Here is a 25,573-nt window from a genome sequence, read left to right on the forward strand (position 1 = left end):
AGTATGGCCCAGTCGCGGGTAGGCGGGAAACGTCAGTCGCCCAGCAGTGTCCGGGTGGCGGCGGCCACATCGTCCTGCCGCATCAGGCTTTCGCCCACGAGGATGCTGCCGATGCCGACCTTCGCCAGCATCTGCACGTCCGAATGCGTGAAAATGCCGCTCTCGCCGATAACGATGCGGTCCTTCGGCACACGTGGCGCCAGCCGTCCGCTGGTGGCGAGCGTGGTCTCGAAGGTGCGCAGGTTGCGGTTGTTGATTCCCACCAGACGCGAAGGCAGCGCGAGTGCGCGCTCCAGCTCGGCGTCGTCATGCACTTCGAGGATCGAGTCCATGCCGTACGACTTGGCCGCCTCCACGAGGTCGAGGGCAAGCGCATCGTCCACGCCGGCCAGGATCACGAGGATGCAGTCGGCGCCCCAGGCGCGGGCTTCCGCCACCTGATAGGTGTCGTACATGAAGTCCTTGCGCAGCACCGGCAGGCTCACCTCGGCGCGAGCGGCGACGAGGAACTCCGGCGCCCCCTGGAAGGAGGGGGTGTCGGTGAGGATGGAGAGACAGGTCGCCCCGCCCTCCTCATAGGCTTTCGCGAGCGCAGGCGGATCGAAGTCGGGCCGGATGAGCCCCTTGGACGGGCTGGCCTTCTTGATCTCGGCGATCAGCGCGGTACGACCAGCGGCGATGGAGGCCTCCAGCGCCCCGCCGAAAGGGCGCACGGGCGAGGCTTCGCGGGCTGCGGCCTCCACCTCGGACAGCGGGAGTGCGTCCTTGGCGGCGGCGATCTCCGCGCGCTTGTAGATTTCGATGCGGCTGAGGATGTCGCTCATGCTTCCACCTGCGGGGCAAGCGCCTGGGAGACGCGGGCGAGATGTTCGAGGCGCGCCTTGGCTGCCCCGGTGTCGATGCTGGCGCGGGCCATGTCCACGCCGTCTTTCAGCGACTTGGCCTTGCCGCCGATGAGCAGGGCAGCGCCCGCATTCATCAACGCCACGTCGCGATAGGCGCCCGGCGCACCGTCCAGAACGGCGCGCAAGGCTTCCGCATTATGCGCCGCATCGCCGCCACGCAAAGCCTCCGGTGCGGCACGGGTGAGGCCCACGTCCTCGGGCGCGATCTCGAAGGTATGTACGCGGCCATCCTCGAGGCTCGCCACGGCCGTGGTGCCCGAGATGGTGATCTCGTCGAGACCATCGGAACCGTGCACGACCCACGCCCGCTCCGAGCCGAGTGCCTTCAGCACCTCGGCCAGCGGCGAGATCCAGGTCTTGGCGAACACGCCCACCATCTGACGCTTGACGCCGGCCGGGTTGGAGAGCGGGCCGAGCAGGTTGAAAATGGTGCGGGTGCCCATCTCCACGCGGGTCGGGCCCACATGCTTCATGGCCGGGTGATGGGACGGCGCGAACATGAAGCCGATGCCGGTCTCCGCCACGCAGCGGGAGATGGCGGCGGGCGCCAGGTCGATGCGCACGCCCAGCGCCATCAGCACATCGGCCGCGCCGGACTTGGAGGAGAGGGCGCGGTTGCCGTGCTTGGCGACCGGCGCACCGGCGCCCGCGACCACGAAAGCCGAGCAGGTGGAGATGTTGTAGGAGCCCGACGCATCACCGCCGGTGCCCACCACGTCCACCGCGTCGGCCGGGGCCTCCACGGGCAGCATCTTGGCGCGCATGACGGAGACGGCGCCGACGATCTCGTCCACGGTCTCGCCGCGCACGCGCAGGCCCATGAGGAAGGCCCCCATCTGCGAGGGCGTGGTTTCGCCGGACATCATCTTGTCGAAGGCGTAGGAGGCTTCCTCGCGGGTGAGTTCCGCGCCGGTGGCGACCTTGTTCAGCAGGGGGCGAAGCCGTTCCATGGTGCGTCAGTCCTTGGGCCGGCCGGCATTGAAGGCCGTGGCGATGTCGAGGAAGTTGCGCAGCAGCGCATGGCCGTGCTCCGAGGCGATGCTTTCCGGATGGAACTGCACGCCATGCACGGGGCGGGTCTTGTGGGCGAGGCCCATGATGAGGCCGTCCGCCGTATGGGCGGTGATTTCCAGATCGGGGGGCAGCGTTTCGCGCGCCACGATCAGCGAATGATAGCGCGTGGCCTGAAAGGAATGGTTGAGCCCGCGGAAGACGGAACCGCCCTCGTGCAGGATCTCGGACATCTTGCCGTGCATGGGGGTGGGCGCACGCACCACCTCGCCGCCGAAGACCTGCCCAATGGCCTGATGGCCAAGGCACACGCCGAACAGCGGCACGCTTTCGCTGGCGGCGGCGATCAGATCGCAGCAGATGCCCGCCTCGGTGGGCGAGCAGGGGCCGGGCGAGATGACGATGGCGTCGGGCTTCTCGCCCAGCACGCTCGCCACGTCGCGCGTGTCGTTGCGATACACCGTTACCTTGGCACCGAGCTCGCCCAGATAGTGCCAGAGGTTGTAGGTGAAGCTGTCGTAATTATCGATCAGCGTGACGGCGGTCATGGGGGCTCCAGCACCCGGCGGATCCGGGCAGACGGCGCGCCGGGTTCAAGCCGGGGCTGCCTTCGGGTTTAAAGCGTAGCGGCGATCACAGGGTCAAGCGCCACGCCATCGCCCCTCGGATCTGGGAAGCCCCGCCTGGGTCATTGGCCGCGCCTCGCGCGGGCGGCGAAGCGCACCGCCTCCTCGCCGGCCCGGAACAGGGCCTTGGCCTTGTTGATGCACTCCTGATGCTCGCTCTCGGGCACGCTGTCATAGACAAGGCCGGCCCCGGCCTGCACATACATGCGGCCATCCTTCACGATGGCTGTGCGCAGAACGATGCAGGTGTCCATCTCGCCATTGGCACCGAAATAGCCGATGGCGCCGGCATAGATGCCGCGCTTGTCGCGTTCCAGCTCGTCGATGATCTGCATGGCCCGCACCTTCGGCGCACCGGAGACGGTGCCCGCAGGGAAGCCGGCCGCCAGCACATCAAGCGCATCGAAGCGCGGGTCCAGCTCGCCTTCCACGTTGGAGACGATGTGCATGACCTGGCTGTAGCGCTCGATGAAGAAGCTGTCCGTCACCTTCACGGTGCCGATCCTGGACACGCGGCCGGTGTCGTTGCGGCCGAGATCGAGCAGCATCAGATGCTCGGCACGCTCCTTGGCATCGCCGAGCAGTTCGGTGGCCAGCGCTTCGTCCTCGGTGGGGCTGGCGCCCCGGCGGCGGGTGCCGGCGATGGGACGGATCGTCACCTTGTTGTTGCGCAGTCGCACCAGAATCTCGGGGCTGGAACAGACCACCGAGAAGCCCTCGAAGTTCAGGTACACGAGGAAGGGCGCCGGATTGATGCGCCGCAGCGCCCGGTAAAGGGCGAAGGGCGGCAGCGTAAAGTCGCTCTCGAAACGCTGCGACAGCACAACCTGGAAGATGTCGCCCGCGCGAATGTATTCCTTGGCCTTCTCCACCATCTCACAGAAGGCGGCGGGCTCGGTGTTGGAGGTGGCCTCCACCGTACCGTGGAACGGGTCCGGCGCGGGATGGGCAATGGACTGCTCCAGCGCCGCCGTCACGCCATCGAGCCGGGTCAGAGCGGCTTCGAAGGCGGCGGTGGCCGACACACCCTCACGGGGGCGCACGGGCGTGACCGCCGTGATCTCGTCCTTCACCGCATCGAACACGATCATGATGGTCGGGCGGATGAGCAGGGCTTCCGGCACGCCGATGGGATCGGCCTTGGCCGGTCCCAGGCGCTCCATCTGGCGCACCATGTCATAGCCGAGATACCCGAACACGCCCGCCGCCATGGGGGGGGAGCCTTCCGGCAGCTCAATGGCGGATTCGGCCAGCAGGGTCCGCAGCGCCTTGAGCGGCGCTTCAGGGCAGGGCACGAAGGCGTCCTTGTCCTGCTGCGGCTGACGGTTGATCTCGACGGTTTCGCCGTTGGAGCGCCAGATCAGATCGGGCTCCAGCCCGATCATCGAATAGCGGCCGCGCTGCTCCCCGCCTTCCACCGATTCCAGCAGGAAGGCGTTTGGACGATCACCGGCGATCTTGAGAAACGCCGAGACCGGCGTTTCCAGATCGGCGATCAGGGTGGTGCTCACCACCTGAGCCTCGCCGCGCGCATAACGGGCGGCGAAGGCGTCAAAAGGGCTGGGTGCGCTCATGTCGCTCGCCTTCAGTTCACCGCCGCGCCGCCGGTGGCCTGCAGGAAGGTCCGCTCGTTGACCTTCAGCCCCAGCGTCTTCTGCACCTCGGACAGATAGGCCTGCATCACGTCGCTTTCGATCTGCTGCTGCAACTGGCTGGCGATGCGCGGATCAACGGCGCCTGCGGGCACGTCGATCTTCGTGACCTGGAACACCAGCTGTTCGGCATTGCCGGTGCCGGCGGCCATGCCAAAACCCGACTGGGGCAGGCTGAACACCTGCGTCAGCGCTTCGGCTGTGAAGTCACCCTCGGCGCGGCTGCGCTTGAAGGTGGCGGTCTTCACTTCGAGGCTGTTGGCGGTCGCCACATCGGCCATGGGCTTGCCACCCTGAAGCTCGGCCAGCAGCGCCTTGGCCTTGGCATCCACAGCCTTGGCCACTTCATCCTCGGCCCAGCGGGAAGCCACCTGATCCTTCGCCTCGTCGAACGGGCGTTCGCGAGAGGGCGTGATCTCGGTCACGTCGTACCAGATGTAACCGGCATTCTGGGGCAGCTGCACCGGATCATTGTCGGTGCCGGGACGGCTGGCGAAGGCGGCGCTGAGCACATTGGCGCGGTCGGGAATGGAGGTGATCTCCGCGCCCGAGGTGTCGCGGCCGGAGCGATCCACCGCCTCGATCTCTTCCAGCGACAGGCCCACCTTCTGGGCGGTCTCGGCAATGGTGGCGCCGGAATTGCGCTCGTCCTCGATGGCGTCATGCTTGTCCATGAGCTCGCGACGGGCACGCTCCAGCACCAGCTGCTGCCGCAGGCCGGCCGAGACTTCCTCCAGCGGCTTCTGGGTGGCGGGCACCACCTTCGTCACATGCACGAGGGCATAGCCGAAGCGACCCTGGATGGGATCGGACGTGCCGTCGGCAGCAAGCGCGAAAGCCGCGTCGGCGACCTTGGGGTCGAGAATGCCGGACTTCGCCACCAGCCCGAGATCGGTGTCCTTGGCGGTGAGGCCGCGCGAGGCGGCGATGTCCGCGAAGGGCGTCCCGGCCTTGATCTTCTCCAGCGCCGCAACCGCATCCGCCTGATTGGGGAATACGATCTGCTGCACCTCGCGCTGCTCCGGCGTGCCGAAGCGGCCAGCGTTGCGCTCATAGGCCGCCTTCAGGTCCGCATCAGACACCTGCACCCAGGGGGCGAGCGTGGCGGGGGTGAGGACCAGCAGGTTCAGCTTGCGATATTCGGGGGCGCGGAACGCCGCCTTGTGGGTCTCGTAATAGGCCTTGAGCTGCTCCTCGGTGGGGGCAGGGCCGGCCGTCGTCGCGCCGGAGGTCACGTCCAGATAGGAGACGGTGCGCTGTTCGTCCTCGTAGCGCTGCACGGCAGAGGTGAGCGCGCCGGGCACGGTGACGCCGCCGCCGAGCGATTCGACCAGTTGCTGACGCAGCACGCGCTTGCGCTCCTCGGCGAGGAAACGCTGCTCGGTGAGATTGTTCGACTGCAGCAGCCGGGCGAAATAGGCCGGGTCAAAGGCACTGGCGCCCTGCGGCCAGAAATCCTGATTGGCGTGGATGGCCTGCACGATGTCGGCATCCGCCATGGACAGGCCGAGCACCCGCGCCGAGTCGTCGAGCGTCGCCTCGGTGATCATCTGGCTGAGGATCTGGCGATCGAGACCGAACGCGCGCGCCTGCTCCTGGGTGATTCCCCGCCCGGACTGGCGGCCCAGCGACTGGATCCGATCCAGATAGCGCTGGCGGAAGGCATCTGCCGACACGTCCGTATTGCCCACGGTCGCGACCGTGGTGGAGCTCGAACCAGTGAAAACGCCAGAAATGCCCCAAAGGACGAAGCTGACCATCAGCACGAGGAGAAAGACCTTGGCGATCAGGCCGGATGCGCCCTTGCGGAGATTCTGAAGTACCATCGTTCGGTCTGGTTCGAGAACGCGACGGGCAGGCCCCGGCGCAGAAGGCGCGCATCATAGGGAGGGGGCCTCGCCGCTGCAACGGCGCAGGTCGGGCCATCTGTGTCCAAGATCCCTGCGTTCAAGATCCGGGTGCCGATCCTCCGCGACCTCATAACACCTCCAAACCTGCGCTCCTCGTTTGCGACGCACGCGGTGCTCTGCTAACCCGTGGCCAACTTTACGCTGGAGATGCTGATGACCGCCGCCGTTCGCCGCCCCCTCGTCGCCGGAAACTGGAAGATGAACGGGCTTAAGGCGTCCATCGGCGAGATCGAGGCCATTGCCCGCGCCTGTGACGACAGCATCTCGGCCCGTGTGGACCTGCTGATCTGCCCGCCCGCCACACTCGTGGCGCTGGCCGCGGACAGCGTCGGCACCAGCCAGCTCGCCATCGGCGGGCAGGATTGCCACGTGAAGGCCTCGGGCGCCCACACCGGAGACGTCTCGGCCGAGATGCTGGCCGATGCCGGCGCCACCATGGTCATTGTCGGTCATTCCGAGCGCCGCGCCGATCACAACGAGAGCGATGCCATCGTCCGCGCCAAGGCAGAAGCGGCCTGGCGCTCCGGCCTCACCGCCATCGTCTGCGTGGGCGAGAGCGAGGCGCAGCGCAAGGCGGGTGAGCATCTCGATGTGGTGGGCGGGCAGGTGACGGCCTCCATTCCCGACGGGGCCACGCCGACCAATCTCGTGGTGGCCTATGAGCCCATCTGGGCCATCGGTACCGGCCTCGTGCCGACGCCGGAAGACGTGGCGGAAGTGCATTCGCTGGTGCGCGCCGTGCTGGTGGAGCGCTTCGGCGAGGCCGGGCAGGCCATGCGCATCCTCTACGGCGGCTCGGTGAAGCCGGACAATGCGGCCGCCCTGCTGGGCGCGGCCAATGTGGACGGGGCGCTGGTGGGCGGAGCAAGCCTGAAGGCCACTGACTTCCTCGCCATCGCCCGCGCCTGCCCCTGAGCCTGAGCCTGCGGGGCTGTGCGCTTCAGCGCGGCTCCTCCCATACGAGAGGAACGAGAGCGAGATGACGGCTGACGGCAATCGGCCGGTGCGGATCGCGCTCGGCTCCGCCTATGCCGCGCTGTTCTTCGCGCAGGGCATCAACATGCCTTTCTTCTCGCTGTGGCTGGCGGCACGAGGCCTGACGCCCACCGAGATCGGCACGGCGCTCGCGATTCCCCTCGTCACCCGTCTGCTGGCAACGCCTTTGCTCGGCGTGCTCTCGGACTGGCTCGGCAAGCCGAAGGCCGTCCTCGCGACCCTCGCCGCTGTCGCAGTGGTGCTGATGAGCGTGATGGCCTTCATGCGCAGCACGCTGGCCATCTTCATCCTGCTCGGCATCATAGCGCTGTTCTGGAACCCCACGTTCCAACTGCTCGATGCCTATGCCACCCGGCAGGCGCGGGCGGGGCGGGTGGATTATGGCCGCAGCCGCCTGTGGGGCTCGGTGGCCTTCATTATCGCCAATCTGGCAGGCGGTGTCGTGATCGCGCAAGCCGGGCAGAATGCGACCATGGCACTGCTTCTGCTGGGTCTTGCCGCCTTGCTCATCACCTGCCTCCTTTTGCCCGAACTGCCGCGCGCGCTCCCGGTCGCCTCTGCCCATCTCGCGCTGCCGCGTGCGCGGGCCGCGCTGATCGCCGGCATCGTGGCGGCGGCATTGGCGCAGGCGAGCCACGCGCCGCTCTATGCCTTCGGCTCCCTGAACTGGCAGGCGCAGGGCTATTCGCTGGGTGTCATCGGCTGTCTCTGGGCAACCGGCGTGGTGTCCGAGGTCGTGCTGTTCCATTTCGGCACCCGCGTGCTGCGGCGCCTGCCCCCGGCCCTGCTGCTGGCGGCGGGCGGAGGGGCGGCGCTGGTGCGGTTCAGCCTCCTCAGTCTCGATCCGCCGCTTGTTCTGCTGGTGCCACTGCAATTGCTGCACGGCCTGACCTTCGGTGCGACCTATCTTGGCCTCGTGGAACTGGTGGCCCGCGCCGTGCCGGAGCACCGCGCCGCCACCATGCAGTCGCTGGCAGGATGGGCCGTCAGCCTCGCCATGGCAGCGGCGAGCGTCGTGGCGGGTCCGCTGTTCTCGGCTTTCGGAACCGGGTCCTTCCTGCTGTCGGCCGTGCTGGGACTGGCGGGCCTGTGCGCGGCGTTCCTGTCCGCCCGGCTTCAGCCCCAGAGTTCAGGGGCGGGCGGATAGGCCAGGGCTCCCTCGTAGCGCAGGCCTGGGCTGCGGTCGCGGGCCAGCAGCAACGGGCCGTCGAGGTCAACCACCTCCGCATCCTGCGCCAGCAGAATGGCCGGGGCCATGGCCAGCGAAGAGGCCAGCATGCAGCCCACCATGATCCGGAAGCCGTGCGTCCGCGCCTCCTGCGCCAGCGCCAGTGCCTCGGTGAGGCCGCCGGTCTTGTCCAGCTTGATGTTCACCGCGTCATAGCGATCCCTCAGGGCAGCCAGCCCCGCGCGGTCATGCACGCTCTCGTCGGCGCAGACGGGAACCGGCCGGGGGATGCGTGCGAGAATGCCATCGTTACCGGCGGGCAGGGGCTGCTCGATCAGCTCGACGCCCGCCGCCGCGCAGACGGCCATGCGGGCGGCCACGGTCTCGTCGGTCCAACCTTCATTGGCGTCGACGATGAGCCGGGACTGCGGCGCGGCAGCGTGGATGGCCGCGAGGCGTTCGGCATCACCTTCCGCGCCGAGTTTCAGCTTGAGCAGGGGGCGATTGGCGGCGCGGGCGGCCTTGGCCATGGCCTCCGGCGAATCGAGGCTGAGGGTATAGGCGGTGATGACGGATTTCGGCGTGGGCAGGCCGATGCGCTCGGCAACGCGCCGGTTCGTGGCCTTGGCCTCCAGGTCCCAGAAGGCGCAATCAAGGGCGTTGCGCGCGGCACCCGCCGGAAGGGCGCTCTGAAGGGCCGCGCGGTCGAGGCCGCCGGCCACTGCACCGGCCAGCCGCTCCAGCGTCGCGACCGTTTCCTCGACGGTTTCGCCGTAACGGGCATAAGGCACGCATTCGCCCCGCCCCACGGCATCGCCCGCGCTCAGCTGTGCCATCACGACAACAGCTTCCGTTTTCGAGCCGCGCGCGATGGTAAAGGTGCCTGCGATCGGGAACCTTTCGACGCTGACTGATAGTTTAGGCATGCTGGGACTCGCGAAGGGCTGGGGGCGGAAAGCCTTCCGCACCTTTCCGTCAGTGGGCGTTCGGGCGCAAGCCTCTGTAACATCTCGACGGAAGGGGGCCGGGCGGGTATGAGCATGATCAAGGTTCGCCGTCTGGCGAGAGCCCACCGCCGGAGACCCGTGTGGCCGATTCCCCGCTTCTCGACGTCCATGCCGATGGCGACACCGTGCGTGTGGAAGGCCATGGCGCCTGGACCTCGGAATGCGCCGACGATCTGGAGCAGGCGGTGAACCGCCAGTGCGTGGCCTATGCCGGCGCCCGCCACGTGGAGATCGACCTCTCCGACGTCCAGAAGATGGATACGTTCGGCGCCCTGCTTCTGGAGCGCCTGCGCCGCGTCTGGCAGAAGGAAGGCGTCGAGCCGCAGGTGGTGGGGCTGAACCCCTCCTACACCGTCCTCATCGAAGAGATGACCCGTACAGGCCGCGAGCCGCCCCCGCCCGAACGGGCGACCGTGGGCGTGTTCGAGCGCGTCGGTCGCGAGATGGTGAACATCGCCGAAGACGCCATCGCGATGCTCAACTTCATCGGTGCGGTGGTGGCGGCCTTCGGGCGCATGATGGCGCGGCCGCGCTCGTTCCGGTTCACCTCGATGGTGAACCAGCTGGATCGCGTGGGCTTCCGGGCGGTGCCGATCATCCTGCTGATCACCTTCCTGATCGGCTGCATCATCGCCCAGCAGGGCATCTTCAATTTCCGCCGCTTCGGCGCCGACATCTATGTGGTGGACATGGTCGGCGTGCTCGTGCTGCGCGAGCTGGGCGTGCTCATCGTCTCCATCATGATCGCCGGCCGCTCCGGCAGCGCCTACACCGCCGAGCTCGGCTCCATGCGCATGCGCGAGGAAGTGGACGCGCTGCGGGTGATGGGCTTCGATCCCATCGAGGTGCTGGTGGTGCCGCGCATGATCGCGCTCATCATCGCCCTGCCGCTCCTCACCTTCATCGGCTCGATGTCGGCGCTGGTGGGCGGCGGCCTCGTGGCCTGGTTCTACGGCGGCATCCAGCCAGACGTGTTCATGACCCGGCTGAAGGACGCCATCACGCTGGCGCAGTTCGAGGTCGGCATGATCAAGGCGCCGTTCATGGCGGCGATCATCGGCGTGGTGGGCTGCATGGAAGGTCTGCGTGTGGGCGGCAGCGCCGAATCGCTCGGCACCCACACCACCGCCTCGGTGGTCAAATCCATCTTTCTGGTGATCGTGGTGGACGGTCTGTTCGCCATCTTCTTCGCCTCCATCGACATGTGAGGCGGCCATGAACGTCACGGATCAGAACGCACAGCCCCGCCGCCGGCAGATCAGCCGCGATGTGATCATCAGCGTGCGCGACATCGTGGTGAGCTTCGGCGAGCGCACCATTCTCAATCACCTCAACCTCGACGTTTACCGGGGCGAGATTCTCGGCTTTGTCGGTACCTCGGGCGGCGGCAAGTCGGTGCTGACCCGCACCATCCTCGGGCTGGTGCCGAAGCAGTCGGGCACGGTGGAGGTGTTCGGCCAGGATCTGGACCACCTGAGCGAACGTGAGCGCTCGGCGCTGGAACGCCGCTGGGGCGTGCTGTTCCAGCAGGGCGCGCTGTTCTCCTCGCTCACCGTTAAGCAGAATATCCAGTTCCCGCTGCGCGAGACCCTGCGTCTCTCCCAGCGCATGATGGACGAGATCGCATTCGCCAAGATCGAGATGGTCGGGCTGAAGCCGGACGTGGCGGAAAAGCTGCCGTCCGAACTGTCCGGCGGCATGATCAAGCGCGCCGCGCTTGCCCGCGCGCTGGCCCTCGATCCGGAGATCGTCTTCCTTGATGAGCCGACTTCGGGCCTCGATCCGATCGGCGCGGGCGATTTCGACGAACTGATCCGCACGCTCCAGCAGACTTTGGGGCTGACGGTTTTCATGGTAACGCACGATCTGGACAGTCTGCATACCGTGTGTGATCGCATCGCCGCTCTCGGAGAGGGCAAGGTGATCGCGCAGGGGACGATCGAGACGATGATGGAAGCGCAGCATCCCTGGCTGCGTGCCTATTTTCATGGCGCCCGCGCCCGGGCGGTACAGTCGGCGCGCTAAGGCAGGAGAGGCATGGAAACCCGGGCCAATTACACCGTCATCGGCATCTTCACCGTCGCAGTGATCGCCGCCGCATTCGTGTTCGTCTACTGGTTCGCCGGTCCGAAGGACAGCGACAAGCGCAAGGTCTATGAGGTGCTCTACGAGGGCTCCGTCAGCGGCCTGCGCGAGGGCAATGCCGTGCTCTTCAACGGCATTCCGGTCGGGCAGGTGACAAAGCTCGGGCTGGTGCCCAATGCGCCGGACGAAGTGCTGGTGCGCATCGGTGTGCGCAATGACGTACCGATCCTGTCCGACGCTCGCGCCACCCTCGAATCGCAGGGCATCACCGGCATCGTCGCCGTGAGCATCACCGGCGGCTCGGCGCAGGCACCTCAGCTGCCGCCCGGTCCCAACGGTATTCCCCGCATCGAAGCGCAGGGCGGCTCGGGCATGCAGGGCCTGATCCAGACCGCTCAGGGCATCGCGGCCAAGATCAACGCCGTCGTTGAGGCCGTCGACCCCAAGCAGGTGTCGCAGATCGTCGCCAATGTGGAGAAGTTCAGCGAGAGCCTGTCCAGCCGCTCCGAGGAAGTGGGCGTGCTGGTGGATGATGGCGCCAAGCTCGTCCGTCAGCTCAACGATCTGGCCCAGAAGCTCGATGTGGTGGTGGTGAACCTGCAGAAGGCCTCCGGCGACAAGGACGGCGTTCTGGCGCAGGCCGCGGAAGCGGCGACCTCCGTGCGCAAGCTGGCGGACAATCTGGATCAGCGCACACAGCTGCTGACCGACCAGATTTCGAAATTCACCGGGCCGGGCCTGCGCCAGTATGAGTCGCTGGCCGCTGACGGCCGCAGGACGTTGTCCGAGATCGAGCGGGTCTTCCGCAATCTGGAGCGGAATCCGCGCCAGTTCATCTTCGGCGGCAGTTCCATCCCCGAATATAACAGGCGATGATGGGTCGATGATGCGTAACGCAGAGGCCGGCATGGCGCGGCGTACCGGTATGGGCCACGGCCGGATGGTGGTGGCGGCGATGATCGCCCTGACGCTGGCGGGGTGCGCCTCGGCGCCGGTGCCCACCTTCGATCTGTCGGCGCCCACCGGCTTTACCGCACGTGGCGGCAGCAACGGCCAACTGGTCGTCGTCTCCCCCACCGCGCTGGCGGTACTGGATTCCGAGAAGATCGTGGTGGAGCCGGCCCCGGGCCAGATCACCTATCTGCCGGACGCCCAGTGGAGCGACAAGCTGTCCTCGCTGTTGCAGGCGCGCACGGTGCAGGCGTTCGAGAACGGCAGCAAGCTGCGCCGCGTCGCCCGCCCCGGCGATGGCGTTGCCGGCGACTATCAGCTCAATATGGACATCCGCAGCTTCGGCGTGAAGGTTCTGCCCGAGGGCACCTTCGCGGTGGTGGAGATCTCCGCCAAGCTGATCGGCTCGGCCAGCGGCAAGATCCTCGCGGCGCGCATCTTCTCCGCCCGCGTGCCGCTCGCCAGCGTGAGCAGCACCAGCGCCACCTCGGCGCTGGATCAGGCCAGCAATCAGGTGCTGATCGAACTGGTGCGCTGGGCGTCCGCCGCGCAGGGCTGATCGCCGCTCAATTTCGAATGTGAAGAGGCCCGCCGAGCGTTCCGGCGGGCCTTTTTCGTTTGACGGCCCCGCAATCGAGCCTCGCTCCTGCATCGGGGCATCCACCCCCCAAACGAAAACGGCGCGGCCGAAGCCGCGCCGTTCATCCCGATCCCTCAGGCCGTTCGCCTCATTCGAAGCGGCCGGCGGCGTGGGCGAGCATGGTGTAGACCTTGCCCGTGTCCGAGGTGAGATAGGTCTTCGTCAGCACATTGCCCCGGTCGTCGGCCGCCACCTGATCCAGCAGGCGATCGAACTCGGCGATGTAGCGATCCACGGTCTCGTGGAACTCGCTGTCGGTGCGGTACTTGCGGCGCAGCTCCTCGAAGGCCTGCTGGCCCTGCATGGTGTAGAGCCGGCGGGTGAAGACATTGCGCTCGCCCCGCTTGTAGCGCTCCCACAGCTCCACCGCCGCCTCATGGTCGATCATGCGGGCGATGTCCACCGCGAGCGAGTCCAGCGACTCGATCATGTGGTGATGGGGACGCTGGGTGCGGGTCTGCGTCTGGGTCCGCTGCGTGGTCTCCGGGCGGGTTTCCTCACCCTCGCCGGAAGCGCGGGCAAGCAGGTCGGACAGCCAGCCGTTGCGGCCTTCACCCTCGCGGGCGGGAGCCGGGGCGGGGCGGTTGGCCGGACGGGTCTCCGTCCGCGCCTCGGTGCGGGCCTCGCTGCGCACTTCCGTACGCGGCGGGGAGGTGCGCTCGGGCGCGCGGATCTGACTCACCGGCTGCTCGACAGGCTCCGGACGGCGGGCGATGGGACGGCGCAGGCCCTCCGGCACCGCCGGCGGCTGCGGACGGGGCGCGGGCGCAGCGTCACGGGCGGCCGGCTGGGCGGGCTTGGCCTGCGTCGGGGCTTCGCGCACCTGCGGTGCCGCGGCGGGCACATGCACCGGGGGCAGGGACGGGCCACGCGGAGTCGTGTGCTCCGTGCGCTCGGCACGCTGGGTCGGTTCGGTGCGCGCCGGTTCGGTACGCTCGACGCGGGCGACGGTTGCCTCGCGGGACGGATTGTCCCGGGGAGACACGTCACGCGCCACGGGCGCCGCAGGGCGGTTGAGCACGCGATTGCCGCTACCGACCACGTCGAGCGCCTGACCCTGGCGGGCGACGATCTCGTTCAGCTCGGCCAGCGCCTTGATCTGCTCAGCAACGGCGCGGCGCATGGTGGCGGCGCTCGCCTCTGTCTCGTTCGGCAGTTCGAGGATGCCGCGCTTCATTTCCTCGCGGGCGAGTTCCACGGACTGCTGCACGTCGTTGGCCGCGCTCTTGAGCTGGCGGGCCACATCCGTGAAGCGGCGACCGCTTTCCTCGAACAGGCGGTTCACGTCGGTGAGGGCCGTGTCGTAATTGGCCTTCAGCGTCTCGGTGAGGCGGGCACGCTCCGTCTCGGCAGCAGTGCGCAGGGCATTGTGCTGGCCGTCGATGGCCTTGGCGGATGCCGCCGTCGCATCGGCCACAACGGTGGCGATCTGACGGGTACGATCCTGCGCGCTCGAAAGCGTGCTGCCGACGGTCTGCTGGAAGGACTGGAGGCCGGCTTCCAGCTCCTCGACACGGGCGGTGAGCGTGGCGCTCAGCTCTTCCATCGCCGCGCGGCGGGTGGAGAGGGTGGCGTCCACCTGATCGTGGGTCTGGCCCAGCGTCTCGGAGGCGCGGAGCACGAGCTGGCTCTGCGTCTCGAAGCGGTCGGTCAGGCCGGCGATCTCCTGCAGCGTTCCCAGCGTCACGCGCTCCAGGCTCTGGAGCTGGCTGTCGAGGCGCGACACCGTGCTGTCCGCGGACATATTGATGCCGTCCACGCTGGCGCGCAGCGTGTTGACCTTCTCCGCGAAGCCGCCTTCGAAGGTGCCGAGGTTCTGAAGCACGCCGCCCATGGCGCTCTCGAACGCGCCGTTGGTGGCGGACAGGCGGTCGAGGATCGCCTGGATGTCGCCGCGCAGCTGGCGGTTGGCGGCGGAAATCTCCGCCACCGCGCGCTGGCTGGTGGTCTCCAGCGAGCCGAGGAAGGTGCCGTTCTTGTCGTCGAACACGGCGATGATCTCGGACAGCCGCGCATTCAGCTTGGCGGTCATGTCATCGGCATGGGCGGTCATGGTCTGGCCGACCGCCTGGGTGAGGGCGCCGAGGCGCTCCTCCACCTCGCCCGCGCCGGAGCGCAGGGCGCTGGAGGCCTGCTCGGCCTGCACGGTGAGCGAACGGCCCACCTTGGCGGCCAGATCGTCCAGGCTCTGGCCGATGCTCTGGGCGCTGCCGTTCAGGGCGCCCGAGACGCTGTCTGCCTGCGTGCTGAGCGACTGGCCCACATTCTGGGCGAGGCTGCCGAGGCTCTGCTCCACCTGACCGGCGCTGGCCTGCAGGGTGCTGGCCACCTGCTCGGCCTGGCTGCCCAGCGAGCGGCCGACATTCTCCGACAGGCTGGAGAGGCTGAACTCCACCTGGCCCGCGCTGGTGCGCAGGGTGGCGGCGACGCCTTCCGCCTGCGCGGAGAGGGCGCGGCCCACATTGTCGGCGAGGCTGGCGAGGCTCTGCTCAACGCCGCCGGCTTCGTCGCGCAGCAGCGAGGTCACGCCTTCCACGCGGCCGACGAGGGTGTCGGCCACGGCCACGCCGCGTTCCTCGATGAGGGCGGTGATGCCCTCGAGGCGGCCGGTGACGAGGTTCTCGATGCGATCCACGCGACCGTCGAGGATATTGGCGATGTCGTGGGTGCGGCTGCTGATGGTGCTGGTGACGCCCTCGGCACGCTGCACGATCATGTCGCCCAGCGACTTGCCGCGCTCGGCGAAGAAGCCGTCCAGGGTCTCGATGGAGGTGTCGAGGGCCTGCGACACCGACTGCGAGCCTTCGGTGATGGCGCGGGCCAGATCCACCGTGCGGTTGGCAAGTGTCTCGGTGATGCTCTGGGTCCGCTGCTCCAGCGTCTGCTCGATGCAGCCGAGGCGCTGGTCGAGGGTGATGGTGACGGCTTCCGAGGTCTGGGCGAAGGCTTCGCTGGCGATACGGGTGCCTTCCGACACGACGCGGGAGAATTCGCCGGCGCGGTTGTCCAGAGTGACGGTGAGCGTCTGGGTCCGCTGGTCGAGCATGAGCTCGATCTGCTGCAAACGATGGCCGATGGCGGCAGTGACGCTCTCGCCGGTCAGCTCGAAGGACTGGCTGGCGGTTGTGGTGCTCTCGGTGACGATGCGGCTGAACTCGCCGGTCCGGGCTTCGAGCGTGTCGGTCAGGCTGCGCGAGCGCTGGTCGAGCACCTGCTCGATATGGCCGAGACGCTCACCGATGGCGGCGGCAACCGCGTCGCTGGTCTGGACGAAGGCCGCATTGGCCTCACGGCTGCTGGCCTCCACGGCACGGGCGAATTCTTCCGCGCGGCCGTCCAGCGTGCCGGTGAGGCGGCTGGTGCGCTCTTCCAGAACCGCTTCGATCTGGCCGAGACGCTCACCGATGGCGGCGGCGACCGCATCGCTGGTCTGGGCGAAGGCCGCATTGGCCTCGCGGCTGCTGGCCTCCACGGCGCGGGCGAATTCTTCCGCCCGGCCTTCCAGCGTGCCGGTCAGGCCGCTGGTACGCTCGTTGAGCACGCGCTCCACATGGGCGAGGCGGTCCTCGATGGCGCTCGCCACACGGTGGCTGGTCTGCTCGAAGGCAGCGTTGGCCTCGCGGCTGGAGTCGGCGACGGCGCGGGCGAACTCTTCCGCGCGGCCTTCCAGCGTGGTGGTGAGGCCAGTCGTGCTCTGCTCCAGCACCTGCTCCACGCGGGCCAGCCGCTCCTGGATGGCGATGGCGACGGTCTCGCCGGTCTGCTCGAACGACGTGGCGGCGTTCTGGGTGCTTTCGGTGACGATGCGGCTGAAGTCGCCGGTGCGGGCCTCCAGCGTCTCGGTGAGGCTGAAGGCGCGCTCGTCCAGCACCTGCTCGATATGGGCAAGGCGCTCCTGGATGGCGGCGGCAATGGTCTCGCCGGTCTGCTCGAACGCGGAGGTCGAGGTCCGGGCGCTTTCGGCGAAGCTGACGGCGCGCTCATCCAGCGCCTGCTCGACATGAGCGAGGCGTTCCTGGATGGCCGTGGCGATGGTCTCGCTGGTCTGCTCAAAGGCTGTGGTGGCGTTCAGGGCACGCTCGGCAAGGCTGTCGGCACGCTCGCCCAGCACCTGCTCGATATAGGCGAGACGGTCCTGAATGGCGGCAGCGATGGTCTCGCCCGTCTGCTGGAAGGCAGAGGTCGAGGTCCGGGCGCTTTCGGCGAAGCTGACGGCGCGCTCGTCCAGAGCCTGCTCGATATGGGCAAGGCGCTCCTGGATGGCGCTGGCGATGGTCTCGCTGGTCTGTTCGAAGGCCGCGGTGGCGTTGAGGGCGCGCTCGGCAAGGCTGTCGGCGCGCTCGCCCAGCACCTGCTCGATATAAGCGAGGCGCTCCTGGATGCTCGCAGCCACCGTCTCGCCGGTCTGCTCGAAGGCGGCGTTGGCGTCGCGGGTGGTCTCGGTCACTACGCGGGTGAAGTCGCCGGCGCGGGCTTCCAGCGTCTCGGTGAGGCTGACGGCGCGCTCGTCCAGCACCTGCTCGATGCGGCCGAGGCGGTCGGCGATGGCGTTGGCGACAGCCTCGCTGGTCTGCGCGAAGGCGTCCTGCACCTGCTGGGCACCTTCGGTCACGGCGAGGTTGAAGGCGTCGGTGCGGCTGTCGAGGGTCTGGGTCAGGGCGTCGGTGCTGATGCCGAGCACCTGCTCCATGCGGGCGAGGCGCCCGTCCATGGCGGAGGCAAGGGCGTCCGTGGTCTGGTCGAGAGCGTCGGTGGCGGTGCGCGTGCCCTCGGTCATGGCGCGGGTGAGGGACTCGGTGCGGCCCTCGATCATCTCGGTCAGGCCGAGGCTGCGGCTCTCCAGCACTTCCTCGATGCGGGCGAGGCGGCTGTCCAGCATGCTGGCGACACCTTCGCTGGTGGCGTCGATGCGCTCGTCGAGCTGGGTGATGGTGCCCTGCAGGGTCTCGCTGATGGCCTCGATGCGGGCCGAGATGCTGTCCGCCAGCTCGGGGCCCTGGACGCGGATGGTGTTGTCGAAGCCGGCGAGGCCGTCCTCGATGGCCTTGGCGACAGCGCCACTGTCCTGGCCGATACGCTCGGCCAGAGCCATGCCGCGCACGGTGACGAGTTCGTCGATGGCGCCGAGGCGGCTGGTGAGCATGTGCTCCAGCGCCTCGCCATTGCCGCCGAGCGAGGCGACCAGTTGGTCGGCATGCAGGCGGAAGGCATCGTTGAACTTCTCGCCCTGCGAGCCGAGGGCATTGCCCACGTCGCCGGCGATGTTGTCGAAGCGCTCGCCGATTTCGGCGGTGGTCTGGGTGAGGGCCTGGGCGATCTCATCGCCCTTCTGCGCCAGCACGTCGGTGACGGCGCCGCCGGTGCGGTCGAGGCTGTCCACGAGACGCTCGGCGGTCTCGGACAGTTGCTGCTGGAGGGCCTCGCCGCGCACGGTGACATCCTCATGGATGCGCGTGCCGGTCATCTCGATGCGGTCAGCGATGTCGCCGCCGCGCAGGGAGATCGTCTCGGCGATCTGCTCGCCGGCGTCCTGCACCTTGCGCAGGAACTCGCCGCCGCGGTTGGAGAATTCGAACACCACCGTCTCGGCGGCAGTGCGGAAGGCGTTGTTCACGTCGCTGGCGCGCACGGTCATCTCGTCATGGACGAGGGCGCTGCTCTCGACGAGGGCCTGCACGAGGGTGTTGCGGGTGACGTCCGCATTGCCGCGCACTTCCTCGGCCCAACGCGCCACGAGGTCGGAGACCTCGCTGGTGGAGGCGGTGAGGTTGGTGGCCAGTTCCTCGGTGCGGGTCTTCAGCGAAGTGCTGACGATGTCGCTGGAGCGGGTCAGATCGTTGCGGATCTCGCTGCCGGCGAGCTGGAGCCGGTCGATCAGCTCCGTGCCCTTCGCGTTGATGCTCTCGATCATGCTCTCGCCGACGCGGGTGAGGGCGTCGGTGATGTGGTCGCCGCGCTCCTGGAAGATGGCGGCGATGCGGTCGGAGGCGGTGGCGACGGACGCGCTCATGCGCTCGCTCGCCTCCATGACGTCCGTGGAGAGCAGCTTGTCGGCATCCACGATGCCTTCGCGCAGGCGCTCGGAATGGATCAGGATATTCTGGCGCTCAGCCTGCAGTTCCTCGATGAGGTTGCGAATGCGCAGCTCGTTGTCCTCATAGGCGCGCTCGAGAATGGACACCTCGTTGCGCACGACGGTCTCAAGTTCGGCGGCGCGGGCAATGGTGCGATCAACACCGTCACCCATGGCGGCGACCTCGCGGCGCACGGCCTGGCCGACCGACACCACCGCCTCGGTGCCGATGGCCTCCGGCTGGGCGAGACGCAGGGCGACTTCGGTCATGGACCGGGCGATGAGCTGGAGATCGCGGGTGCGGCGGATCACGCCGGCGCTGCCGAAGAAGGCGATGGGGGGCAGGATGATGCCGGCGAGGATGACCAGCAGGGCCGGGGAGTTCAGCAGGCTCTCGACGGACGGGATTTCGGCGAACGCGCTGCGCTGGGTGGCGAGCGCCAGCGAGACGCCGATGGCGATCCACACCAGCGAGCCGATCAGCGCCCACCAGTAGGGGGCGGAGGAGGAGCGGCGCTGCAGGGCCGACAGCAAATGGCCCATGGTCTGGCGGTCGTCATTGGCGGCGCGGCGCTCGGCCACCTCCATGCGGCGGCGCGGGGCGGCCCGGCCGTTCTGGGGCGGCGGCGAAGCCGCGGCCGGCTCCTCAACCTGCGGCTGTGGCGTCTGCTGCTGTGGCGGCGGGGGAGGCGAGGCCTGATCGGCGGCATCGAGCTGAAGCGTCAGCGCCTCCTGGATCGCCGAGAGGGCGGCCTCCGTGGGATCCTGAATTTTCTTCGGGCTCTTCATGTCGCCGTCGCCTCTGCCACCAGTTTGGCGAGAATTCTGTCTCGCCGTCCCCGGAACTGCGTTGTCCGACGTCTGGTGCTTCGAGCGTAAGGCGAGGCACACAGACGACGGAATATCTTAACTGATCTTAACGTGTGCGCCTGTGCGATTGGAACTGCCCGTGCCGACAGGATGAAGATATCGTTAACATCGCCCAGCGGGTGCTCTGGCCTTGCCCCGCCGATGCCGCTATATGCCGGGCAAGCCTGACGTTTCGGGCCTTTGTGTTTCTTGATCCAAGAGCCTGTTCATGCCTGCGATTACTTTCATCAGCTTCGAGGGCGAGAGCCGTACGGTTAACGCCCAGGCCGGCGCCACGGCCATGGAGGTTGCGGTGCGCAACAACGTGCCGGGCATCGATGGTGATTGCGGCGGCGCCTGCGCCTGTGCAACCTGCCATGTATATGTGGACGAGGCGTGGCGCGTGCAGGTTGGGGAACCTTCCTCAATGGAAGAAGATATGCTGGACTTTGCGTCCGATGTCCGGCCCAACTCGCGGTTGTCTTGCCAGATCAAGATCTCGGACGGGCTGGATGGCCTGATCCTGCATACGCCGGAGCGACAGGGATGACGCAGCAAGCTCGCGCCCACGCCGACGAACGCTTCAGCGAGAGCGCTGGGGCAGGGGAGGCGGTGGAACTCACCATCCTCATGCCGTGCCTGAATGAAGCTGAGACGCTCGGTGTCTGCGTGGACAAGGCCATGGCCTATCTCGCCCGCAGCGGCATTTCGGGCGAGGTGCTGATCGCCGACAACGGCTCCACCGACGGTTCGCAGGCCATCGCCACCGCCGGCGGTGCCCGCGTGGTGCCGGTGCCGGAGCGCGGGTATGGCGCGGCGCTGAAGGGCGGCATCGCCGCTGCCCGCGGCCGCTACATCATCATGGGCGACGCCGACGACAGCTATGATTTCTCCCAGCTCGACGCCTTCGTGTCGAAGCTGCGCGAGGGCAAGGACATCGTGATGGGCAACCGCTTCCAGGGCGGTATCGGCCCCGGCGCCATGCCCTTCCTGCATCGCTATCTGGGCAATCCGGTCCTGTCCTATCTCGGCCGCCTGTTCTTCAAGATCAATGTGGGCGACTTCCACTGCGGCCTGCGTGGTTTCAACACCCAGGCGGTGCGCGGCCTGCGGCTGGAGACCTCCGGCATGGAGTTCGCCAGCGAAATGGTGGTGCGCGCCTCCATCGCAGGCCTCGACATCACCGAGGTGCCCACGACCCTCAAGAAGGATGGCCGCTCCCGTCCGCCGCATCTGAAGACCTGGCGGGATGGCTGGCGGCACCTGCGCTTCCTGCTGGTCTACAGCCCGCGCTGGCTGTTCTTCTATCCCGGCCTTGCGCTGGTGCTTCTGGGAACGGTCGGCCTTGCCGCGCTCTTTCCCGGACCGCTGAAGCTGTTCGGCGGCATCAGGCTCGACATTCACACCTTCCTGGTCGCCGCCATGACCGTGCTGGTGGGCGTGCAGGCCATGTCCTTCGGCGTTGTCGCCCGACGATATGGCGCGCTATTGGGATTCCTGCCGGCGTCGGAGGATCTGGAACGGGTGCTGCACTCCTTCAGTCTGGAATGGGTGCTGCGCGCGGCGCTGGTGCTGGCCATCTTCGGTGTCGGCTTCCAGATCTGGGCGTTTTCCAGCTGGGCGGCCACGGGCTTTGGTGATCTGACGTTCGGCTACACCATGCGGGTGCTGATCCTCGGCCTGACCGCGCTGGTGGCGGCCATCCAGCTGGCCTTGACCGCCTTCCTCGCCAGCGTGGTGGAGATGCCGTTCAAGCGCTGAACGGACGTCTAGATGCGGGCCGGCAGCGCGCCGGCCCGATAATGATCGAGCAGCCGCGCACCGGCGATGAACACCACCACGACCGCGATCCAGACGATGCGGGACTGGTATCGGTCGTGCGGGTTCGAGAGTGCGCCGCAGATCGCTGCGTTCGCCAGCAACACGAAGCCGACGCTGCCCGCGAGCAGCAGCCATTCGCGCCGACCCGTCAGGCCCGCCGCGCCGGCCAGCAACAGCACCCCGAGCGATGCGGCCAGCCCCACGGGGACATGCACGAGGCTCAAGCGATCGAAGTCGATGGAGGGCACCTGCTGCTGACGCGCGGTCCGCAGTGCGACCCGCGCCGCAGGCTGGGTGGTGCGGATCTGGTAGGTGCTGTGCCAGAGCGTCTCGTCCATCATGTCGCCGGTTTCCATCCGCACCAGCTGCTTCAGTGTCGCCCGCACGGCGAGGACCAGATTGTCCAGCGGATAGGCGGCAAGACCGCCCAGAACCACATGGCGCATCTCGGCGGCTCCGCCCGAAAAGCCGCCGATGGCCTCGAACACCTCATCGTCATCCCAGAGGAAATCGTCGGCGAGATCAGGCAGGCGGCTGCGCAGGGCGCAGAGCTTCAGGGCGGCGGCTGGGCAATGGTCGTCCAGATAACGGGCGACGAGCCCATCTTCCAGCATGCGGCCGAACACGAAGGCGGTGCCGCCGGGTGTGGTCGCGAAGCGTCCGGCGGTGAGAAGGTTGGCGACCGGCGGCAGCAGGATGGCAAGCGCAACGGCCGAGACGGGCAGTGACATGTGGAGACCGGACCGGAGCGCGGGCGCGAAGGCGGCAGCGGTCACGGCGGCTGCAATGCCAAGCAAGGCGATGGCCAGAACCGAACCGTGGCTGGCACAGCCGATGGCGATGAGCAAAGCAAGTCCCACAGCCTCAAGGGGCCGCAGATCGCTCCGTCGCCAGAGCAGCAGATAGAGAGCGAGGCCGACCAGCCCGGCGAACACGTCCGGCATGAGCTCGCCGGCCACGAATGGCAAGGCAGTCGCGCCGGAGAGCAGAGCGGCAAGGCCGATCAGAAGCAGCGGCCGCCCTCCGAGCCCGTGTGCGCGAAGCAGCAACCCCAGCACCCAGACGCATAGCGCGCACTGGATGGCGGCCACCGGCCAGTAGGCCGGCTTGCTGCCGAGTTGCAGCAGCAAGCCATAGATGATGGAGCGGCCGGGCTTCACCACATGGTCCACGCCGGCTTCGATATAGCCGCCGGTGTCGTAGAACAGGAACGGAAAGCCGTTCGCGAGGGCAGGGAGGAGAAGAAGGCCGGTTGCGATCACGCCGGCCGCCACGAGCACGAGGGTACGCGGCGGGGTGATCGCAGCCGAGGAAACAGCAGGCCGAGCATCCATCATCGTCTGGTACCTGATGCCTCCTAACGGACCGGAAACAACACTGTCGCGATCTGGTCGTTCCCCGGCAAAAAGAAGGAATGGGGAGGGGTGTGACTCATCCTTCTTTTACCCGAAGCCAGCCACAATGCTGCCGGGGCTCAAGAGGATAAGCCATGGCCGATATCACTGCTCCGGCTCAGAGATTTGCTGCCGTGCCGTCCATTCCCATGCAAGCACCCACCATACTCGTCTTCGACAGCGGCCTCGGTGGCCTTTCGGTGTGTCGCGAGGTCGCCAAGGTGCGACCGGATGCGTATTTCGTCTATGCGGCGGATGATGCGGCTTTCCCCTATGGCGCACTCAGCGACACGGTGATGCTGGCCCGTGTCCGCGAGGTGATGACGACCCTGATCGCGGCGACCCGGCCGGATCTGGCGGTGATCGCCTGCAACACCATCTCCACGCTGGCCCTGCCCGCGTTGCGCACCGACCATGCCATTCCCTTCGTCGGCACCGTTCCGGCCATCAAGCCCGCCTGCGCGGCTTCCGTGACCAAGCAGGTGAGCGTGCTCGCCACGCCCGGCACGGTCCGGCGCGACTATACGGCGGGGCTGGTGCGTGAATTCGCGGGCTCCTGCACGGTGACGCTGGTACCCAGCGAGCGCCTTGCCGGATATGCCGAGACCATCATGCGCGGCGGCGAAGTGTCCGACGCGGATCTGTGGGCCGAAGTCGGCCCCTGTTTCGTGAAGACCCCCAAGGGGCGCACCGACACCATCGTGCTGGCCTGCACCCATTATCCTCTGGTGGTGGAACGCCTGCGGGCGATCGCGCCGTGGCCCGTGTCCTTCATCGACCCGGCTCCCGCCATCGCCCGCCGCGTGGCCTCGCTGATGGGACCGACCGCCTTCGCCTCCAGCCCCAAGCCGGTGCGTGTCGTATCCACGGCCCATCCGCTGGACGCGGGCATGATCGGCCATATCCTCGGCCGCCAGACCCGCACGCCGGAAGTGATTGCCCCGCCGCTGGCGCGGGCCTCCTGAAGGGCACCCCAACGGGCATGTGATCCTGCCGCTCGGGCAGGGCGGGTTGCGGCACGGGGCGGAATCACTGAGCGTGGTCGCCTGACGGAAGCCCCGAATATGCGAGGCCAGCGTGGCGCTTGAGCTTGACCGACGAAGCCTGATGGGTGCCCTGGCAGGTGGAGCCCTGACCGGGCTTTTCCCCTCCATGGCGCAGGCCCAGAAGGCGGCGCAGCCCTTCGCCAAATGGGTGGAGACGTTCCGGGCACGGGCGCGGGCGCGCGGCATTTCGGATGAGGTCTATACGCGCGTGTTCGCCACCGTGCGGCCGGACACCAGCGTCTATGCGCAGGACAGCGCCCAGCCCGAGTTCGTGGAAGAAACCTGGCAGTATCTCAATCGTCGCGTCTCGGACTGGCGCATCACCACCGGACGCAAGCGGGCGGCGGAATATGCGACGCTGTTCAGCCGGATCGAGAAGGACTTCGGCGTCGATCGCTCGGTGATGCTCGGCTATTGGGGCATGGAATCGGCTTTCGGCGACGTGGTCGAGAATCCCAAGCACATGAAGCCGGTGTTCAACTCGCTGGCGGCTCTGGCGTGGGGCGAGCCACGCCGACGCAAATACTGGGAAACCGAACTGCTCAACGCGCTGGTGATCGTCCAGCGCGGCTGGAGCACGCCGCAGGACATGGTGGGTTCCTGGGCCGGTGCCATGGGGCACACCCAATGGATGCCGGAAGTCTGGCTGAACATGGGCGTGGACTATGACGGCAATGGCCGCATCTCGCCCTTCGGCAAGCCGGACGACGCGCTCGCCGGCACCGCAAATTATCTGGTGAAGCGCGGCAAGTACCGTGCCGGCGAGCCGTGGGGATTCGAGGGGCGGGTGCCCGCGGGCTTCGATGCCTCTCTCGCCGACAACAAGACGTGGCGTCCGCTCTCCGCCTGGGGCGGCATGGGCATCACTACGCTCGATGGCCGCTCGCTGGCCAGCTATGACGAGCGGGCGCGGCTGTGGATGCCCGGCGGGGCAGGTGGCCCCGCTCTGCTGCTGCTCCACAATTTCTATGCGGTGCGCTCCTACAATCCCTCGTCCAATTATGCGCTGGCCGTGGTGCATCTGGGCGACCGGGTCATGGGGGAGGGACCGCTCCAGACCCCGTGGCCGGGCGGCGAGCGGACCCTGACCATCGCCGAGCTGCAGGAAATCCAGCAGCGCCTGACCCGCATGGGCCTCGACACCGGTGGCACGGACGGGCGCGTGGGCAATGACACCATGCGAGCGGTGCGGGCCTTCCAGCAGCGGGCGGGGATCAATCCAGCGGACGGCTATCCCGGCCTTGCGGTGCTGACCGCCCTGCGCGGCCGCTGACCCGCGAAAACGGGCGCAAAGTCGCGCCCCGGCTCGCTTTGCGGGTATTTGCATTTGACAGATCGAGGCATCGCGGTTATTAGCCGCCACTTCTCGTGGGTCGGTTTGCCGGCCCGCGAGGCGTTTCACGCACCCGTGGACCCGAAGGCAGCGCGCTGACGGGACC

18 protein-coding genes are annotated in these 25,573 nt (G+C 67.8%); 10 read left to right on the plus strand and 8 right to left on the minus strand.

Going from position 1 to position 25,573, the window contains the following annotated elements; translation table 11 throughout:
* Nucleotides 1–32: 32 nt before the first annotated feature.
* The 5 genes from trpC to IEW24_RS09520 all read right to left on the minus strand — a co-directional run bounded on the left by trpC (nucleotide 33) and on the right by IEW24_RS09520 (nucleotide 6,020).
* Nucleotides 33–824, minus strand: coding sequence for an indole-3-glycerol phosphate synthase TrpC (gene trpC, locus IEW24_RS09500; RefSeq protein ID WP_188577832.1), 792 nt, complete (start codon nucleotides 822–824; stop codon nucleotides 33–35).
* Nucleotides 821–1,855, minus strand: a complete 1,035-nt coding sequence (gene trpD / locus IEW24_RS09505; protein ID WP_188577835.1) for an anthranilate phosphoribosyltransferase — start codon at nucleotides 1,853–1,855, stop codon at nucleotides 821–823. Before trpD ends, trpC begins: the two co-directional genes overlap by 4 nt.
* 6 nt (nucleotides 1,856–1,861) lie before the next feature.
* Nucleotides 1,862–2,464 (minus strand): anthranilate synthase component II, encoded by a 603-nt coding sequence (locus IEW24_RS09510; protein WP_188577837.1) that lies wholly within the window; start codon nucleotides 2,462–2,464, stop codon nucleotides 1,862–1,864.
* A gap of 140 nt (nucleotides 2,465–2,604) precedes the next feature.
* Nucleotides 2,605–4,116: an anthranilate synthase component I gene (gene trpE, locus IEW24_RS09515; RefSeq protein ID WP_188577839.1), complete on the minus strand. Its 1,512-nt coding sequence runs from the start codon at nucleotides 4,114–4,116 to the stop codon at nucleotides 2,605–2,607.
* An 11-nt stretch (nucleotides 4,117–4,127) separates the two neighbouring features.
* A complete protein-coding gene (locus tag IEW24_RS09520) occupies nucleotides 4,128–6,020 on the minus strand; it encodes a peptidyl-prolyl cis-trans isomerase (protein WP_188577841.1) in 1,893 nt (630 codons plus the stop codon).
* Between the two features lie 237 nt (nucleotides 6,021–6,257).
* Here IEW24_RS09520 and tpiA point away from each other — a divergent pair, with 237 nt between their 5' ends.
* Together tpiA and IEW24_RS09530 are read left to right on the plus strand one after the other, a co-directional pair.
* Nucleotides 6,258–7,019 (plus strand): triose-phosphate isomerase, encoded by a 762-nt coding sequence (tpiA, locus tag IEW24_RS09525; RefSeq protein ID WP_188577844.1) that lies wholly within the window; start codon nucleotides 6,258–6,260, stop codon nucleotides 7,017–7,019.
* Nucleotides 7,020–7,083: 64 nt separating this feature from the next.
* The gene (locus IEW24_RS09530; RefSeq protein WP_188577845.1) at nucleotides 7,084–8,247 is read left to right on the plus strand and encodes an MFS transporter; all 1,164 of its coding nucleotides are present in this window, start codon (nucleotides 7,084–7,086) and stop codon (nucleotides 8,245–8,247) included.
* On the opposite strand, the gene dgcA is transcribed toward IEW24_RS09530, so the two are convergent.
* On the minus strand, nucleotides 8,217–9,194 hold the full coding sequence (gene dgcA, locus IEW24_RS09535) for an N-acetyl-D-Glu racemase DgcA (protein WP_188577847.1): 978 nt from the start codon (nucleotides 9,192–9,194) through the stop codon (nucleotides 8,217–8,219). The genes IEW24_RS09530 and dgcA overlap by 31 nt on opposite strands.
* Nucleotides 9,195–9,355: 161 nt before the next feature.
* On the opposite strand from dgcA, the gene IEW24_RS09540 reads away from it, so the two are divergent.
* Genes IEW24_RS09540 through IEW24_RS09555 form a run of 4 tightly spaced genes read left to right on the plus strand, consistent with a single transcriptional unit; the run spans nucleotide 9,356 to nucleotide 12,870 of the window.
* Complete coding sequence (locus IEW24_RS09540; protein WP_188577849.1) at nucleotides 9,356–10,483, plus strand: MlaE family lipid ABC transporter permease subunit; 1,128 nt, start codon at nucleotides 9,356–9,358, stop codon at nucleotides 10,481–10,483.
* Nucleotides 10,484–10,490: 7 nt separating this feature from the next.
* Nucleotides 10,491–11,300: an ABC transporter ATP-binding protein gene (locus IEW24_RS09545; RefSeq protein ID WP_188577852.1), complete on the plus strand. Its 810-nt coding sequence runs from the start codon at nucleotides 10,491–10,493 to the stop codon at nucleotides 11,298–11,300.
* A 12-nt stretch (nucleotides 11,301–11,312) separates the two neighbouring features.
* Nucleotides 11,313–12,236: an MlaD family protein gene (locus IEW24_RS09550; RefSeq protein WP_188577854.1), complete on the plus strand. Its 924-nt coding sequence runs from the start codon at nucleotides 11,313–11,315 to the stop codon at nucleotides 12,234–12,236.
* A 7-nt stretch (nucleotides 12,237–12,243) separates the two neighbouring features.
* Complete coding sequence (locus IEW24_RS09555) at nucleotides 12,244–12,870, plus strand: ABC-type transport auxiliary lipoprotein family protein (protein ID WP_188577856.1); 627 nt, start codon at nucleotides 12,244–12,246, stop codon at nucleotides 12,868–12,870.
* A 169-nt stretch (nucleotides 12,871–13,039) separates the two neighbouring features.
* Here the strand turns inward: IEW24_RS09555 and IEW24_RS09560 are convergent, their stop codons facing one another.
* The gene (locus IEW24_RS09560; RefSeq protein ID WP_188577859.1) at nucleotides 13,040–19,813 is read right to left on the minus strand and encodes an apolipoprotein A-IV repeat region-like domain-containing protein; all 6,774 of its coding nucleotides are present in this window, start codon (nucleotides 19,811–19,813) and stop codon (nucleotides 13,040–13,042) included.
* A gap of 289 nt (nucleotides 19,814–20,102) precedes the next feature.
* Here IEW24_RS09560 and IEW24_RS09565 point away from each other — a divergent pair, with 289 nt between their 5' ends.
* Nucleotides 20,103–20,423, plus strand: coding sequence for a 2Fe-2S iron-sulfur cluster-binding protein (locus IEW24_RS09565; protein WP_188577861.1), 321 nt, complete (start codon nucleotides 20,103–20,105; stop codon nucleotides 20,421–20,423).
* Complete coding sequence (locus IEW24_RS09570) at nucleotides 20,420–21,634, plus strand: glycosyltransferase family 2 protein (RefSeq protein ID WP_188577864.1); 1,215 nt, start codon at nucleotides 20,420–20,422, stop codon at nucleotides 21,632–21,634. The genes IEW24_RS09565 and IEW24_RS09570 overlap by 4 nt, the downstream gene beginning before the upstream one ends.
* Before the next feature lie 8 nt (nucleotides 21,635–21,642).
* Here the strand turns inward: IEW24_RS09570 and IEW24_RS09575 are convergent, their stop codons facing one another.
* Entirely contained in the window at nucleotides 21,643–23,031 is a 1,389-nt protein-coding gene (locus IEW24_RS09575; protein WP_188577865.1) for a hypothetical protein, read from the minus strand.
* A 152-nt stretch (nucleotides 23,032–23,183) separates the two neighbouring features.
* Between IEW24_RS09575 and murI the strand changes: the two genes are divergently transcribed.
* Both murI and IEW24_RS09585 read left to right on the plus strand, forming a co-directional pair.
* Entirely contained in the window at nucleotides 23,184–24,053 is an 870-nt protein-coding gene (gene murI / locus IEW24_RS09580; protein ID WP_188577866.1) for a glutamate racemase, read from the plus strand.
* A gap of 142 nt (nucleotides 24,054–24,195) precedes the next feature.
* On the plus strand, nucleotides 24,196–25,407 hold the full coding sequence (locus IEW24_RS09585; protein ID WP_188577868.1) for a lytic murein transglycosylase: 1,212 nt from the start codon (nucleotides 24,196–24,198) through the stop codon (nucleotides 25,405–25,407).
* Nucleotides 25,408–25,573: the final 166 nt, after the last annotated feature.

The organism is Azorhizobium oxalatiphilum (genome assembly GCF_014635325.1).
In the GTDB taxonomy this organism is placed as follows: Bacteria; Pseudomonadota; Alphaproteobacteria; order Rhizobiales; family Xanthobacteraceae; genus Azorhizobium; species Azorhizobium oxalatiphilum.

What these genes read in the sequence shown, in the direction of transcription:
- IEW24_RS09585 (WP_188577868.1), top strand. Translation starts at nt 24,196, where the DNA reads ATGGGTGCCCTGGCAGGTGGAGCCCTGACCGGGCTTTTCCCCTCCATG.
- IEW24_RS09545 (WP_188577852.1), top strand. Translation starts at nt 10,491, where the DNA reads ATGAACGTCACGGATCAGAACGCACAGCCCCGCCGCCGGCAGATCAGC.
- IEW24_RS09555 (WP_188577856.1), top strand. Translation starts at nt 12,244, where the DNA reads ATGATGCGTAACGCAGAGGCCGGCATGGCGCGGCGTACCGGTATGGGC.
- IEW24_RS09520 (WP_188577841.1), bottom strand. Translation starts at nt 6,020, where the DNA reads ATGGTACTTCAGAATCTCCGCAAGGGCGCATCCGGCCTGATCGCCAAG.
- IEW24_RS09560 (WP_188577859.1), bottom strand. Translation starts at nt 19,813, where the DNA reads ATGAAGAGCCCGAAGAAAATTCAGGATCCCACGGAGGCCGCCCTCTCG.
- IEW24_RS09575 (WP_188577865.1), bottom strand. Translation starts at nt 23,031, where the DNA reads ATGATGGATGCTCGGCCTGCTGTTTCCTCGGCTGCGATCACCCCGCCG.
- IEW24_RS09510 (WP_188577837.1), bottom strand. Translation starts at nt 2,464, where the DNA reads ATGACCGCCGTCACGCTGATCGATAATTACGACAGCTTCACCTACAAC.
- trpD (WP_188577835.1), bottom strand. Translation starts at nt 1,855, where the DNA reads ATGGAACGGCTTCGCCCCCTGCTGAACAAGGTCGCCACCGGCGCGGAA.
- IEW24_RS09570 (WP_188577864.1), top strand. Translation starts at nt 20,420, where the DNA reads ATGACGCAGCAAGCTCGCGCCCACGCCGACGAACGCTTCAGCGAGAGC.
- tpiA (WP_188577844.1), top strand. Translation starts at nt 6,258, where the DNA reads ATGACCGCCGCCGTTCGCCGCCCCCTCGTCGCCGGAAACTGGAAGATG.
- trpC (WP_188577832.1), bottom strand. Translation starts at nt 824, where the DNA reads ATGAGCGACATCCTCAGCCGCATCGAAATCTACAAGCGCGCGGAGATC.
- IEW24_RS09565 (WP_188577861.1), top strand. Translation starts at nt 20,103, where the DNA reads ATGCCTGCGATTACTTTCATCAGCTTCGAGGGCGAGAGCCGTACGGTT.
- IEW24_RS09550 (WP_188577854.1), top strand. Translation starts at nt 11,313, where the DNA reads ATGGAAACCCGGGCCAATTACACCGTCATCGGCATCTTCACCGTCGCA.
- murI (WP_188577866.1), top strand. Translation starts at nt 23,184, where the DNA reads ATGGCCGATATCACTGCTCCGGCTCAGAGATTTGCTGCCGTGCCGTCC.
- IEW24_RS09530 (WP_188577845.1), top strand. Translation starts at nt 7,084, where the DNA reads ATGACGGCTGACGGCAATCGGCCGGTGCGGATCGCGCTCGGCTCCGCC.
- dgcA (WP_188577847.1), bottom strand. Translation starts at nt 9,194, where the DNA reads ATGCCTAAACTATCAGTCAGCGTCGAAAGGTTCCCGATCGCAGGCACC.
- trpE (WP_188577839.1), bottom strand. Translation starts at nt 4,116, where the DNA reads ATGAGCGCACCCAGCCCTTTTGACGCCTTCGCCGCCCGTTATGCGCGC.